Origin of the sequence: Microbacterium bandirmense (genome assembly GCF_037204185.1) — a bacterium.
GTDB lineage: Bacteria > Actinomycetota > Actinomycetes > Actinomycetales > Microbacteriaceae > Microbacterium > Microbacterium bandirmense.
On the sequence record NZ_JBBDGM010000014.1, the window covers coordinates 67,103 to 81,413 of the forward strand.

The 14,311-nt window shown below is 69.0% G+C and carries 8 protein-coding genes; 7 read left to right on the forward strand and 1 reads right to left on the reverse strand.

Annotated elements, in window-relative coordinates; all coding sequences use genetic code 11:
• Positions 1 to 12 precede the first annotated feature (12 nt).
• Entirely contained in the window at positions 13 to 2,028 is a 2,016-nt protein-coding gene (gene recQ / locus WDU99_RS14490) for a DNA helicase RecQ (protein WP_337333169.1), read from the forward strand.
• A gap of 158 nt (positions 2,029 to 2,186) precedes the next feature.
• On the opposite strand, the gene WDU99_RS14495 is transcribed toward recQ, so the two are convergent.
• Entirely contained in the window at positions 2,187 to 2,603 is a 417-nt protein-coding gene (locus tag WDU99_RS14495) for an OsmC family protein (RefSeq protein WP_337333170.1), read from the reverse strand.
• Between the two features lie 108 nt (positions 2,604 to 2,711).
• Between WDU99_RS14495 and WDU99_RS14500 the strand changes: the two genes are divergently transcribed.
• The 6 genes from WDU99_RS14500 (at position 2,712) to WDU99_RS14525 (ending at position 14,287) form a co-directional block, all read left to right on the forward strand.
• A complete protein-coding gene (locus tag WDU99_RS14500) occupies positions 2,712 to 3,491 on the forward strand; it encodes a methionine ABC transporter ATP-binding protein (RefSeq protein WP_337333171.1) in 780 nt (259 codons plus the stop codon).
• Positions 3,488 to 4,159 (forward strand): methionine ABC transporter permease, encoded by a 672-nt coding sequence (locus WDU99_RS14505; protein WP_337333172.1) that lies wholly within the window; start codon positions 3,488 to 3,490, stop codon positions 4,157 to 4,159. Before WDU99_RS14500 ends, WDU99_RS14505 begins: the two co-directional genes overlap by 4 nt.
• Positions 4,160 to 4,206: 47 nt before the next feature.
• Complete coding sequence (locus WDU99_RS14510) at positions 4,207 to 5,025, forward strand: MetQ/NlpA family ABC transporter substrate-binding protein (RefSeq protein WP_337333173.1); 819 nt, start codon at positions 4,207 to 4,209, stop codon at positions 5,023 to 5,025.
• Positions 5,026 to 5,162: 137 nt separating this feature from the next.
• Positions 5,163 to 7,253: an acyl-CoA dehydrogenase family protein gene (locus WDU99_RS14515; protein WP_337333174.1), complete on the forward strand. Its 2,091-nt coding sequence runs from the start codon at positions 5,163 to 5,165 to the stop codon at positions 7,251 to 7,253.
• A 161-nt stretch (positions 7,254 to 7,414) separates the two neighbouring features.
• Positions 7,415 to 8,014, forward strand: coding sequence for a DNA-3-methyladenine glycosylase I (locus tag WDU99_RS14520; RefSeq protein WP_337333175.1), 600 nt, complete (start codon positions 7,415 to 7,417; stop codon positions 8,012 to 8,014).
• Positions 8,015 to 8,188: 174 nt separating this feature from the next.
• On the forward strand, positions 8,189 to 14,287 hold the full coding sequence (locus tag WDU99_RS14525; RefSeq protein WP_337333176.1) for an Ig-like domain-containing protein: 6,099 nt from the start codon (positions 8,189 to 8,191) through the stop codon (positions 14,285 to 14,287).
• Positions 14,288 to 14,311 lie beyond the last annotated feature (24 nt).

Sequence of the window (14,311 nt, forward strand, 5' to 3'; positions counted from 1 at the left end):
TACGCTGGAGGCATGCCACCGCAGGATCCGAGCGACCCGTACGCCGACCTGCCCCTGCCCGAACCGCCCGACGAGTACGACGACCCGTATGGCGACGTCCCGTGGGATGACGCCCCGCCTCCGGAGGAGGGCGAGTGGGCGGGAGACCCCGGGGCGATGCCGACGAGCACGTTCGCCCCGCCCGCGCAGGCGGCGCCGTCCCGCTTCGCCACGCCCGCCGAGGCGCTGCGCACGGTCTTCGGCTACGACGCGTTCCGCGGCGATCAGGCCGCCATCGTCGAGCACGTAATCGCGGGTGGGGATGCCGTCGTGCTGATGCCCACCGGCGGCGGCAAATCGATCACCTACCAGGTGCCCGCGCTGGTGCGCGAGGGCACTGGGCTCGTGATCAGCCCGCTGATCGCGCTCATGCACGACCAGGTCGACGCGCTGCGCGCCAACGGCGTGCGGGCGGCCTATCTCAACTCCACGCAGTCGATCGACGAGCGGCGCGAGGTCGAGCGGGCGTACGTCGCGGGCGAGCTCGACCTCATCTACGTCGCGCCCGAGCGGCTGTCGTCGCCGCAGACCACGCAGCTGCTGCAGCGTGGCGTGCTCAGCGTGATCGCGATCGACGAGGCGCACTGCGTATCGCAGTGGGGCCACGACTTCCGCCCCGACTACCTCGCGCTCGGCGACCTGGCCGAGCGGTTCCCCGGGGTGCCGCGCATGGCGCTCACCGCCACCGCGACCCGCGCCACGCACAAGGAGCTCACCGAGCGTCTGCACCTCGACGGTGCTGGTGGAAGAGCGCGGGCCGAGCACTTCGTGGCGAGCTTCGACCGGCCGAACATCCAGTACCGCATCGTGCCGAAGGTCGATCCGCGCTCGCAGCTGGTCGAGTTCATCCGCTCGCAGCCCGACGGCGCGGCCGGCATCGTCTACGCCCTCAGCCGCAAGTCCGTCGAGCAGACCGCCGCGTATCTGGCATCCAAGGGTCTCGACGCACTGCCGTACCACGCCGGTCTCCCCGCCGAGGTGCGCGCAGCCAATCAGGCGCGCTTCCTGCGCGAAGACGGGGTCGTCATGGTCGCGACCATCGCGTTCGGGATGGGCATCGACAAGCCAGACGTCCGTTTCGTCGCCCACATCGACTTGCCCAAATCCGTGGAGGGCTACTACCAGGAGACCGGTCGCGCCGGTCGAGACGGCGAGCCGTCGGTCGCCTGGATGGCGTACGGCCTGGGCGATGTCGTGCAGCAGCGTCGACTGATCGATCAGAGCCCGGGCGACCGCACGTTCAAGATGCGGATGGGTCAGCACCTCGACGCCATGCTGGCGCTGTGTGAGACGGTGCAGTGCCGGCGGCAGAACCTGCTCGGCTACTTCGGGCAGGAGTCCGGCGCGTGCGGCAACTGCGACACCTGCCTGCAGCCGCCCGAGACGTACCACGGGCTGATCCCCGCGCAGAAGCTGCTGTCGACGATCGTGCGTCTGAAGCGCGAGCGCAATCAGGCCTTCGGCGCCGGACACCTGGTCGACATCCTGCGCGGGGCCTCGACCGACCGCATCCGCAAGATGGGGCACGAGCAGCTCGCGACCTACGGCATCGGTGCCGACCTGACCGATCAGGACTGGCGCAGCGTCGTGCGGCAGCTGCTCGCCCGCGGCATCCTCGTCGCGCAGGGCGACTACGGCACACTCGCGCCGGGTGACGCTGCTGCGGGAGTGCTGCGCGGCGAGACGCCCGTGCCGCTGCGGCGTGACACGATCGGGCGGGTCACGGCGAGCCGCGCCCGCAAGACGAGTGCGTCGGATGCCCTCGCCGAGGGCGACCGGAATCTGTTCGAGGCGCTGCGCGCCTGGCGGGCCGAGACCGCGCGCGAGATCGGCAAGCCGGCGTACATCGTGTTCGGCGACGCGACGCTGCGCGCGCTGGCAGAGCATCGCCCCGCCTCGATCTCGCAGCTCGACGGCATCAGCGGCGTCGGGGCGAAGAAGAAGGAAGCCTACGGCGAGGCCGTGCTCGCCGTGATCGCCGCGCACTGAGCCCAGCGCAGCCGCCCATCCGCGCCAGTTTCCTGCATCCGCTGCATCGATCGATGGCGCAGACGCGGAAAACTGTGGCGGATGCTGTCGCCGAGCCCCCCAGGCCAGCCGAGCCCCCCAGGCCAGCCGAGCCACCCAGGCCAGCCGAGCCACCCGGCTCAGGCGGCCGCGTACTCCTCGGTGTGCACGCGCGCGGTCGCCGCGCCGGCGAGCAGCTTCGAGACGGGGCAGCGGGCGTCGGCCGCCGCGAGCAGCTCGGCGGTCTCCTCGGGGGAGCCGCCCTCGAGCGACAGGTACGCGTCGACCTCGAACTCGTATCCGACCCCGCTCTCCACCGAGTGCAGCTCGACCTCGACCCGCACTGCGGTGCGCCGCCGGCGCTTCAGGAGCGCCTGCGCTGTGGAGTTCAGACACGTCGCCCACGACAGAGCGAGCAGCTGCTCGGGATTCGTGGCGTCGGGGTCGGGGTTCGACCCGAGCGGGGAGGAGACCGAGACCTCCATGCCGTCGATCACCCGGCTGGTCGCGTCTCCGCCGCCGCTGTTGGTCGCTTCGGTCCGGTACTTCAGAGCCATGCCCTCACCCTAGTTGAACCGTATAATTGGATCGCGTACAGAAAGGGCTGTCGGCCCGCTGCGGGCCTCGGCGCCCCACTCTCCCTCACGAAAGTCAGACCCATCCCGATGGCACCTGCCAATACCGCGCTCGTGGAGTTCCGCGGCGTCACGAAGCGGTTCGGCGACGGCGCCGACGGCACGCCGGCGCTCGAGGACGTGACTCTCAGCATCCACCGCGGTGAGATCCTCGGCATCGTCGGCGAGAGCGGCGCGGGCAAGTCGACCCTGCTCGAACTGGTGAACGGTCTGCAGCATCCGACGCATGGCACGGTGACCGTCGACGGCACCGACGTCGCCACGCTCGATCGCGCGGGACTGCGCGCCCTGCGGCGCGACATCGGCGTGGTCTTCCAGGGGGTGCACCTGCTCAGCAACAGCACGGTGCGCGACAACGTGCGGCTGCCGCTGCGCCTCGACCGGCGTGACGGAGGGCAGGCTCGCAGCCGGAAGCAGCAGCGGGATGCCGTCGATGAGATCCTCTCGTTCGTCGGCCTCTCGCACCGCGCCGATCACTTCCCCGCGCAGCTCAGCGGCGGCGAGCGGCAGCGGGTGGGACTCGCCCGCGCACTGGTATCGCGCCCGGCGCTGCTGCTGTGCGACGAGCCGACCTCCTCTCTGGACGCGTCGACCACGGGCGACGTGCTGCGGGTGCTGTCGGATGCCCGCGAGAAGCTCGGCGCCACGGTCGCGGTCATCACCCACGACCTCGACGTCGTGAAGGCCATCTGCGACCGCGCCGCCCTGCTCGAGAAGGGCCGGCTGCGCGAGGTGTTCCCGGTGGCGTCCACCGGCACGCGCTCGCTGCCGACCTACTACGAGCAGGTCAAGCGGGAGCTGATGTCATGACCTGGCTCACCGAACTGCTCGCCGAGTACGGCGAGGACATCGCCACGTCGCTGGCTGAGACCGGGTACATGATGCTCGTCTCGCTGCTGGCGGCCGTGCTCCTCGGCCTGCCGCTGGGCACGATCGTGTATCTCACGACCCGCGGTGGGATCGCAGAGAACCGGATCGTCTACACGATCGCCGATCTGTACATCAACATCGTGCGCTCGTTCCCGTTCCTGCTGCTGGCGGTGTTCCTCATCCCGTTCACGCGCCTGGTGATGGGCACGAGCTTCGGCACCCAGGCGGCGACGCTGCCGCTGTGCGTCGTGGCGGTGGCGATCTACGCACGGCTGACCGAGCAGATCCTGCGCGAGATCCCCCGCGGCATCACCCGCGTCGCGCAGGCGTCCGGGGCGACGGTGCCGCAGACGGTGTTCCTGATGCTGCTGCCCGAGGCGCGTTCCGGGCTCGTCTACGCGCTCACCTCGGCGGCGATCAGCCTGCTGTCCTACTCGACCGTGCTCGGGGTGGTGGGAGGCGGCGGCATCGGCGACTTCGCCATGCGCTACGGCTACCAGGAGTACAACGACGGACTGATGTACTTCACGATCGTCATCATCATCGTGTGCGTGCTCGCCATCCAGGCGGTCGGTCACCGCACGTCCGTGCGGCTCGACCGCCGCTGAACCGCGTCACAGCCGCGGAAGTCCCCAACCGAGGAGAAGAAGAGAAGATGAAGAAGTCACGCGCCGGTCTGCTGGCGGCAGTGCTCGCAGCGACCCTGGTCGCCACCGGCTGCGCCGGAGGCGCGGACGAGTCGTCGGATGCTGCCGCAGGTGCCCCGCAGACGCTCAAGGTCGCAGCCGTGATGTCGCCGATGACGGACGTCGTCGAGGCGGCCGGTGAGGCGATCGAGGACGGCTACGAGATCGAGCTCGTCGAGGTCGGCGACTACATCACCGCGAACACCATCCTCAACAGCGGCGACGTGTACGCGAACTTCTCGCAGCACATCCCGTACATGGAGACGTTCAACGAGGCCAACGACGGCACGCTCACGGGCGTGCAGCCGGTGTACAACTTCGTCATCGCGTTCTACTCGAAGACCCTCGACGACATCGCCGATCTGCCCGAGGGTGCGACCGTCGCGATCCCCGACGACCCGTCGAACACCGGTCGTGCGCTGAAGCTGCTCGCCGAGAACGACGTGATCGCGCTCGACCCCGAGGTCGACCCGTATGCGTCGACGGTGAAGGACATCGTCGAGAACCCGAAGGACGTCGAGTTCCTGCAGGTGCCGATCGCCTCGCTGAACGCGGCGTATGAAGAGGCCGATCTGGTGTTCCAGTGGCCGTCGCACATCAAGGCGCTCGGTCTCACGCCCGCTGAGGACGGACTGATCACGGAGCTCGACCCGACCCACGCGCTGAACGTGGTCGTGCAGCAGAAGGATGCCGACTCGGCGGCGACCGAGGCGCTGAAGAAGGCGTTCACCAGTGACCAGGTGCGCGAGGTCATCGAGTCCAACGGCACGATTGAGACGGCCTGGTGATCGTTTCTGTCGTGAGGTGACAAGCGCGGACGGCGGCGGCGACGGATGGTGTTGTGTGAGGTCTACACGAAGCTTCGCCGCTCCTTGTCGGAGATCTACCGTTGAGGCATCCCCATCGTCAACCGAGAGGAACCGTCATGGTCGACGCCGCCGTCCGTCCCGCAGCCACCTCGAGCGAGCCCGAGCCGGCCATCGACGTGCAGCGCGTCAACGATCTGCTGCTCGGCACGTGGGCTGACATCCGTCGCCAGTCGCGGGCGCTGATCAAGGACTCCGCGTTCTGGCGCGACGACAGCCTGGGCAAGGACGCGCACCGCGAGCGCGTGCTCTCGCAGCTGCACCTGCTGGTGCAGAACGGGGCCGTGCACCGGGCTTTCCCGAAGGCGTTCGGCGGCGAAGAGGACAACGGCGGCAACGTCGCCGGGTTCGAGGAGATGGTGGCCGCCGACCCGAGCCTGCAGATCAAGGCGGGTGTGCAGTGGGGGCTGTTCGGTTCGGCGGTGCTGCAGCTGGGCACGGCCGAGCACCACGAGAGATGGCTGCCGGGCATCATGAACCTCGACATTCCCGGGGCGTTCGCGATGACCGAGATCGGGCACGGCTCCGACGTCGCCGCGCTCGGCACCACCGCCACCTACGACCCGGATGCCCAGGAGTTCGTCATCCACACGCCGTTCCGCGCCGCGACCAAGGAGTATCTCGGCAACGCCGCACTGCACGGCATCGCGGCCACGGTCTTCGCGCAGCTGATCACCAATGGCGTGAATCACGGCGTGCACTGCTTCTACGTGCCGCTGCGCGGCGAGGACGGCAACGACCTGCCGGGCATCACCCGAGAGGATGACGGGCTCAAGGGCGGACTGAACGGCATCGACAACGGCCGTCTCGCCTTCGACCAGGTGCGCATCCCGCGCACCAATCTGCTCAACAAGTACGGTGATGTCGCTGCGGACGGCACGTACACCAGTTCGATCGACAGCCCCGGCCGCCGGTTCTTCACGATGCTCGGCACTCTGGTGCAGGGACGCGTCTCACTCGACGGCGCCTCGAGCTGGGCATCCGCCCTCGGTCTGCACATCGCGATCACCTACGGCACCCAGCGCCGTCAGTTCGACGGCGCTGACGGGCAGGAGAAGGTGCTTCTCGACTACGGCAAGCACCAGCGCCGCCTGCTGCCGCGCCTGGCCACGACCTATGCGCAGCTGTTCGCGCACGATGAGTTCCTGCAGAAGTTCGACGGTGTGTTCTCGGGGCGCACCGACACCCCAGAAGACCGTGAGGACCTCGAGACCCTTGCGGCGGCCCTCAAGCCGCTGTCGACCTGGCACGCGCTCGATACTCTGCAGGAGGCACGCGAGGCGTGCGGCGGCGCCGGCTTCATGTTCGAGAACCGTCTCGTCGGGATGCGGCAGGACCTCGACATCTACGTCACGTTCGAGGGCGACAACAACGTGCTGCTGCAGCTGGTCGGCAAGCGCCTGCTCACCGACTTCGCCGCGCAGTTCAAGGACAAGGATGCCGCGGCCCTCGCACGCTATGCCGCCCTGCAGACCGCCGGCAAGGTCTTCCACGGTGCGGGCCTGCGGCAGTTCGGTCAGGCGGTCGCCGACCTCGGCTCGACGGCCCGTTCGGTCGAGTACGGGCTGCGCGAGGAGCAGCAGCACGAGCTGCTGGCCGACCGCGTGGAGCAGATGGTCGCCGACATCGCGGGGCGTCTGCGTCCCGCCGGCAAGGACAAGGTGCTCGGCGAGCAGCTGTTCAACGAGAATCAGGCCGAGCTGATCGAGGCCGCCCGTGCGCACGGTGAGCTGCTGCAGTGGGAGGCGTTCACCGATGCCGTGAACACCGTCGAGCACGAGGGGACGAAGCAGGTGCTCACCTGGCTTCGCGACCTGTTCGGTCTGCACCTGATCGAGAAGCACCTCGCCTGGTACCTGATCAACGGTCGCCTGTCGGCTCAGCGCGCGGCATCCGTCTCCCGCTACATCGACCGCCTCTGCCAGCGACTGCGTCCGCACGCACTCGACCTGGTGGCCGCCTTCGGCTGGGAGCCCGAGCACGTGCGCGCACCCATCGCGAGCGGCGCCGAGCAGCAGCGTCAGGACGAGGCGCGCGCATACTACGCCGACCTCGAGGCATCGGGCCAGGCGCCCGTGTCGGAACGCCGTCCTGAGCGAGCGAAGCGAGACGAAGGGAAGGCGCTGCGCGAGAAGAAGAAGCGCGCCTGACGCCGAGGCCCCCTTCTGTCGTCGGCGCCCCCTCGTAGCCGCGTCGCTGCGGAGGGGCGCCGACGCTGCGAGGGGGCGTCGGCGCTGCGGAGGGGCGCCGGCGCTGCGGAGGGGCGCCGACGCTGCGAGGGGGCGTCGGCGGGTCGCGCTACCGTGAAGCCATGACCTCGCTGCGCACCGGACCCGACGAACTGACGCGCTGCGCATGGGTCGGCGACGACGGCGAGTACCGCCGTTACCACGACGAGGAGTGGGGCGTGCCGCTGCGCGGCGACCGTGCACTGTTCGAGAAGATGGCGCTCGAGGGCTTCCAAGCCGGGCTGAGCTGGATCACGATCCTGCGCAAGCGCCCGCGCTTCCGCGAGGTGTTCGCCGGCTTCGATCCCGCGATCGTCGCCGCGTTCGGCGCCGACGACGTCGAACGGCTGATGTCGGATGCCGGGATCATCCGCAACCGCGCGAAGATCGAGGCCACCATCTCGAACGCCGCGCTGGTCCACGCGATGGCCGACGGCGAGCTGGACGGGCTGATGTGGTCGTTCGCGCCGGGGTCGGCCGGGGCACGGGCATCCGATCGCCCTCGCCCACGGGAGCTGGGCGACGTCCCCGCGGTCACGGCGGAGTCGACCGCCCTGAGCAAGGCGCTGCGCGAGCGCGGTTTCCGCTTCGTCGGGCCGACGACGATGTACGCCCTCATGCAGTCGACCGGAATGGTCGACGATCATTTGGCGGGATGCTGGCGGGCTCGCGTCGACGGCTGAGCGCAGCATGGGCACCTCTCCCCATGCTGCGGACAGGACCCGGTATACCAACGCAGGTAGTATTACCCCGGCGAGTCGTGCATGCGCGACCCGGGGGGAACCGGTAAGGAGCATTCGACGACGTCGCCTTCTTGCGCAAACTGCACTGACGACGACTGCCGGAGGAGATCACGCATGCGAGCGATGACCTGGATGCGCAGGCACCCCAAGACGCTCGGATCCGCTGCCGGAGTCGTGATCGGTGCCGTGGCGCTCACGGGCATGGCCGTGGCCTACGACGGGCTGCCGACGACGAAGGTCGACCTCAACGACGCCGGCGTCTGGCTGACGAAGTCGTCGAGCCTGCTGGTGGGGCACTTCAACAACGCGTCGACGGTGATCGACGGCGGTCTGCGCACCAGCGGCGAGGACTTCGACATCCAGCAGGACGAGGCGAACGTGCTGGTCGTCGACGGCGGCAACGACACGGTGACGGCGGTCGATCCCGCGACGGTCACGATGACGGACTCGGCACCGATCCCCGGTGACGCGAAGGTGACGCTGGGCGGCACCACCACGGCGATCCTCGATCGCGCCTCCGGATTCCTGTGGATGACCCCGGTCAGCGAGCTGTCGGGTTTCGATCCGAAGGCGACGGACGTGCTTGCCAAGCTCGGCAAGAACGCGGATGCCACGGTCGGGCGCGACGGCACGGTGTACGCCGTGTCGGCCGAGCGCAGCGAGGTGCTCACCGCGCGGTTCGATGCCCAGGGCGAGATCAGCACGTCGGAGTCGTCGCTGGAGGAGCTCGGCAAGGGTGCCGAGCCGACGATCACGGCCGTGGGGGAGACCCCGGTCGTGCTGGACCCGGCGAGCGGTGTCGTGCAGACCCCGGGTGGGTTCCGCACCGAGATCGCCGATGCCCAGTCGGCGGTGCTGCAGTACCCGTCGGCACAGGCGGATGCTGTCACGCTGGCCACCACCTCGCACCTCGTGCACGTGCCGCTCGACGGCGGTGAGGTGCAGGAGGTCACGACCAACGGCCAGGGCAACCCGGCGACGCCGGTTTCGCTGCGCGGCTGCACCTACGGGGCGTGGGCCGGATCGGCGCGCTTCGTGCGCGATTGCGCCGGTGAGTCCGCCGACGTCAACGAGCAGATCCCGGGTGCGGAGAACGCCCAGCAGCTGACGTTCCGCGTGAACCGCGACGTGATCGTGCTGAACGACGTGCTCACGGGAGCCGCCTGGATGGCCGATGAGAGCCTGAAGCAGGTCGACGACTGGAGCGTGCTGACGCCGCCCGAGGGCAACGAGGAGGACGAGGAGAACACCTCCGAGGAGACGGTCGAGACGACCCTGCCCGAGCGCACCGAGAAGAACACCCCGCCGACGGCCGAGGACGACCGCTTCGGCGTGCGCCCCGGCGGCACCACCATGCTGCCCGCGGTCGACAACGACAACGACCCCGACGGCGACGTGCTGGTCGCTGCGCTGGCGGACCGCCAGCCCAAGGTGGGCGACGTGCAGCCCGTCCTCAACGGGGGCGCGCTGCAGATCATGACCGAGGAGGATGCCAAGGGATCGGCGACCTTCCGGTACGAGGTCGACGACGGCCGTGGCGGCTCCGACACGGCGGAGATCACGGTCGACGTGCACGACTGGGACACCAATAGCGCTCCGAAGCCCAAGCGTGTGACGAAGCTGGCCGTGGAGTCGGGCGGCACGGTGTCGTACAACATCCTGCCCGACTGGATCGATCCCGATGGTGACGACATCTACCTGCAGTCGGTGACCCCGGCGGCCGGCGACGAGGTCGATTTCACCACCGACGGGCAGATCACCTACCGCGCGGTGGCCAGCCTGCAGGGACGGAAGAAGATCGAATTGGTGGTCGCGGACTCGCTCGGCGAGGTGGCGACCAGCTCCATCTACATCACGGTCAAGCCGCAGGGCTCGATGGATCCCCGCACCAACGCCGATCACGTGGTCACGCGGGTGAACGAGCCCGTGACCGTGTCACCGCTCGCCAACGACTCCACCGCGGGGCGCGAGCAGCTGCGGTTGACCAACGTCGACGCTGTCGAGGGCGCGGAGCTGACCCCCGACTATCCGAACAAGCAGTTCACCTTCCAGGCTGCCTCGTCGGGCGTGTACTACGTGCAGTATCTCGCCTCGGCCGGCGCGAAGAGCGCGATCGGCATCGTGCGCGTGGACGTGCTCGACGAGACCCAGACCGACCAGCCCCCGGTCGCCGTGCGCGATGTGGCCCTGCTGCCCAGCGGCAAGGAGGCACTGGTCGGCGTGCTCGCCAACGACAGCGACCCGGCGGGCGGCGTGCTGGTGGTGCAATCCGTCACAGTGCCGCCGCACAGCGGCATCTCGGTGTCGGTGCTCAACCACGAGACGCTGCGCATCACCGATCAGGGCGCTCTGGACGCGCAGGTGCGCATCCGCTACCGGATCTCGAACGGCACGCACAGCGCCGAGGGCGATGTGATCGTGGTGCCCATCCCGGCAGCATCCAAGCTCCTTCCTCCGGTCGCGAACGATGACGAGGCGGTCGTCCGCGTCGGTGACGTCGTGACCATCCCCGTGCTCGACAACGACACGCACCCGAACGACGACGCCATGCGCGTCGCCCCAGACCTCATCGAGCCGCTCGTCGACCCCGAGGTCGGTGAGGCGTTCGTGTCGCAGGACACCGTGCGGTTCCGCGCCGGATCGGAACCGGGCACCGCGTACATCACGTACGAGGTCGTCGACTCGCTGGGGCAGAAGGACGCCGGGTACGTCACGGTGCAGATCCTGCCGATCGATAAGGATCGCAACGCCGCGCCGAACCCCCGTGATCTCACGGCGCGCGCCGTGAGCGGCACCTCCGCCAACATCGCGATCCCGCTCCACGGCATCGACGCCGACGGAGACTCGGTCGAGCTGCTGGGACTGGCGACCGCGCCCTCGAAGGGACGCGTCGCGGAGATCGCTCAGGACTACCTCGTGTACGAGGCGTTCGACGACGCCACCGGGGTCGACGCGTTCACCTACAAGGTGCGCGACCGTCTCGGCAAGGAGGGCACGGCGTCGATCCGCGTCGGCATCGCCCCGCCCGAGACGGCCAATCAGTCACCGTACGCCGTGAAGGATGCCGTGGTGGTCCGCCCCGGCCGCTCGGTCGCCGTTCCGGTGCTCGCCAACGACTCCGATCCGGACGGTGACGAGATCGCTCTGGTGACGGAGGGGATCGAGCGCCCCGACGTCGACGGGCTCGACGCCGAAGTCTCCGGCGATCGCGTCGTCATCGAGGTTCCCGACCGCGAGCTGGAGTCCTCGCTGCAGTACACCATCCGCGACGCTCGCGGTGCAGAGGCGACAGCACCGGTGCTGGTGACCGTCGACGAGGACGTGCCCCTGCTGACGCCGATCGCCCGCGACGACCGGGTGCTGGTGTCGGACATCAAGGACACGCTGAGCGTCGACCTCGACATCATCGCGAACGACGAGGACCCCGATGGGACCACCGAGGGACTCACCATCGACGTCGAGGATGGGGCGACGCTGCTCGCCGACGGCAAGGCTCGGGTGACCGTCGGCGAGAAGCGGCAGCTGATCCGCTACACGGTCACCGATCAGGACGGACTCACCTCGTCGGCATTCATCTTCGTGCCCGCTGTGAAGGAACTGAGCCCGATGCTGCGCACGACGAAGCCGGTGCGGGTCAAGAGCGGCGAGACGAAGGAGCTGCCGCTCTCGGAGTACGTGACGGTGGCCGGCGGTGGCGAGGTGCGCATCACCGAGGCGGCGAAGGTGAGTGCCGTCCACGCAAACGGCGCGGATCTGATCAAGGATGCGCAGACGCTGGTCTACACCTCGGAGGATCGCTACTTCGGACCGGATGCGCTGACCTTCGAGGTGACCGACGGCACGGGGCCCGACGACCCGGAGGGACGCAAGTCGACGCTGACGATACCGATCGAGGTGCTGCCTCCCGAGAATCAGCCCCCGGCATTCGTCGACGGGCAGATGGACGTCGCGCCCGGTGAGGACGCCACGTCGCTCGATCTCGCGGCGCTGACCACGGATCCCGATCCGGAGGACGCCGACAACATCCGGTTCACCATCACGGGTGAGCCGGGCAAGGGCGTATCGGCGCGCATCGAGGGCACGACGCTTCTGGTCGAGGCCGAATCGAACGCGCGCAAGGGCGACAGCACCATGGTCGACCTGCGCATCGAGGACGGCACGACCGACCCCGTGCAGGGACGCGTCACGGTCACGGTGACGGCGTCGACGCGCAGTCTTCCGGTCGCCAGCCCCGACACCGTCGAGCAGGCCGATCAGGGCGAGACCATCACGGTTCCCGTGCTCGACAACGACATCAACCCGTTCCCTGAGACGCCGCTGGAACTCGTGTCGGTCATGCGCGACAGCGGTGAGGGTGAGGTGACGCGATCCGGCGACATGGTCGAGATCACCCCGGCCGCGGACTTCGTCGGCGTGATGGTTGTGCGCTACCGCATCCAGGACGCCACCGAGGATCCCGATCGCCAGGTCGACGGCCGCGTGACGGTGATGGTGCAGGGCGTGCCGGATGCCCCGGGCCAGCCGACCGTCTCGAGCATCCAGGATCGCACCGTCGTGCTGTCGTGGTCTCCGCCCGCGAACAACGGCGCCGAGATCACCGAGTACACGGTGAACTCGGTGGGCGGCAGTCAGTACACGAAGACCTGCACGTCGACCACGTGCACGCTCGACGGCCTGACGAACAACGTCGAGTACACCTTCCAGGTGACCGCGACCAACCGCGTGGGCGAGGGTCCGGCATCGCCGGCGTCGAACCCGCCGGCGCGCCCGGATGTGCGTCCTGACACGCCTGCCGCACCGACGCTGGTGTTCGGCGACAAGTCGCTCGACGTGTCGTGGACCACACCGAACTCGAACGGATCGCCCGTGGAGTCGTACACCCTGCAGATCTCGCCGGCTCCGCCGGCGGGGTCGGCCGAGAAGACGGGTGTGACCGGCAACTCGCTGGTGTGGGAGGGCCTCGAGAACGGCACGAACTACACCGTGCGCGTGCAGGCGCACAACCGCGCCCCTGACCCCTCGAGCTTCAGCCAGTGGTCGATGGCCGAGATCCCGGCCGGCCCGCCCCTCGCGCCCCCCGCACCGACGACCAAGGAGCTGTCGCCGGTCGACAAGCAGGCGCAGATGGAGGTCACCTGGCAGCAGCCGAACACCAACGGCGACCCGATCCGCGGCTACCAGATCCAGGTGCTCCGTGGCGGTTCGCTGGTGGACACGATCTCAGCCGGGCCGAGCGCCCGCTCGCAGGCCGTCGTCGTGAGCACCAGCGAGACCGGCTACACCTTCAAGGTGCGCGCCGAGAACAAGGCCGGGTGGGGCGATTGGAGCGACGCATCGGCGCCCCGTCGTGGTGTCGTCGCCCCCGAGCCGCCGACCGCGGTGACGGCCACGCCGAAGGATCGTGAGATCCAGGTCGGGTACACGCAGGGTGCGCGCAACGGCGCCAAGACCGGCGAGATCAGCATCCAGTACAGCCTCAACGGCGGCGGCTGGCAGAGCAACTGGGACGGCCGCACGATCACCGGCCTGACCAACGGAACCAACTACTCGGTCAGGCTGCGCGCGGTCGCGACGGTCGACGGCTCGACGTACGCCGGCGCGGCGTCCGCCGCGGCGAGCGCGAACCCGTACGGCACGCCGCGCGCACCCAGCGTGTCGGCGACGAAGGTGAGTGGCGGCGACACGATCAGGCTCGCCTGGGACGGCCGCAATTCAGACAACGGCCGCGACGTCCAGGTACAGGTCAGCATCGATGGCGGCGGCTGGCAGAACGTCGGCCTGAACAGCAGCACCGACCGCGCGGGCGGGTACAGCAAGACCCACTCGATCAAGGCGCGCGCCGTTGCCAAGCCACAGGCGCAGGGCGGCATCTCGCCGGAATCGCCGACTCGCTCGGCGACGACCGATCCGAAGCCGGTGGATACGACTCCCAAGGCGTGGCTGGAACCCGGGCCGGTGGTGTCCGGATGCTCGGCTGTCGGCGGTGGCGCATGCCATCGCATGAAGATCGTGACCAACCAGTACTTCAAGGCGGGCAGCTACAACATCGAGTGCTACGCGGGAGGCGACTACACGGGCAACAACGCCGGGTACCCGGTGCAGATCCCGTCCGGCGGCAGCGTTCAGCTCCAGTGCTACAACGGGTTCAGCCCCGACAAGCGCGTCAAGATCATCGGCGGCAACCCGGGCAACGCGTACGGAACGTTCAAATAGCCGACTCGAGATCGCTTCGCGCTC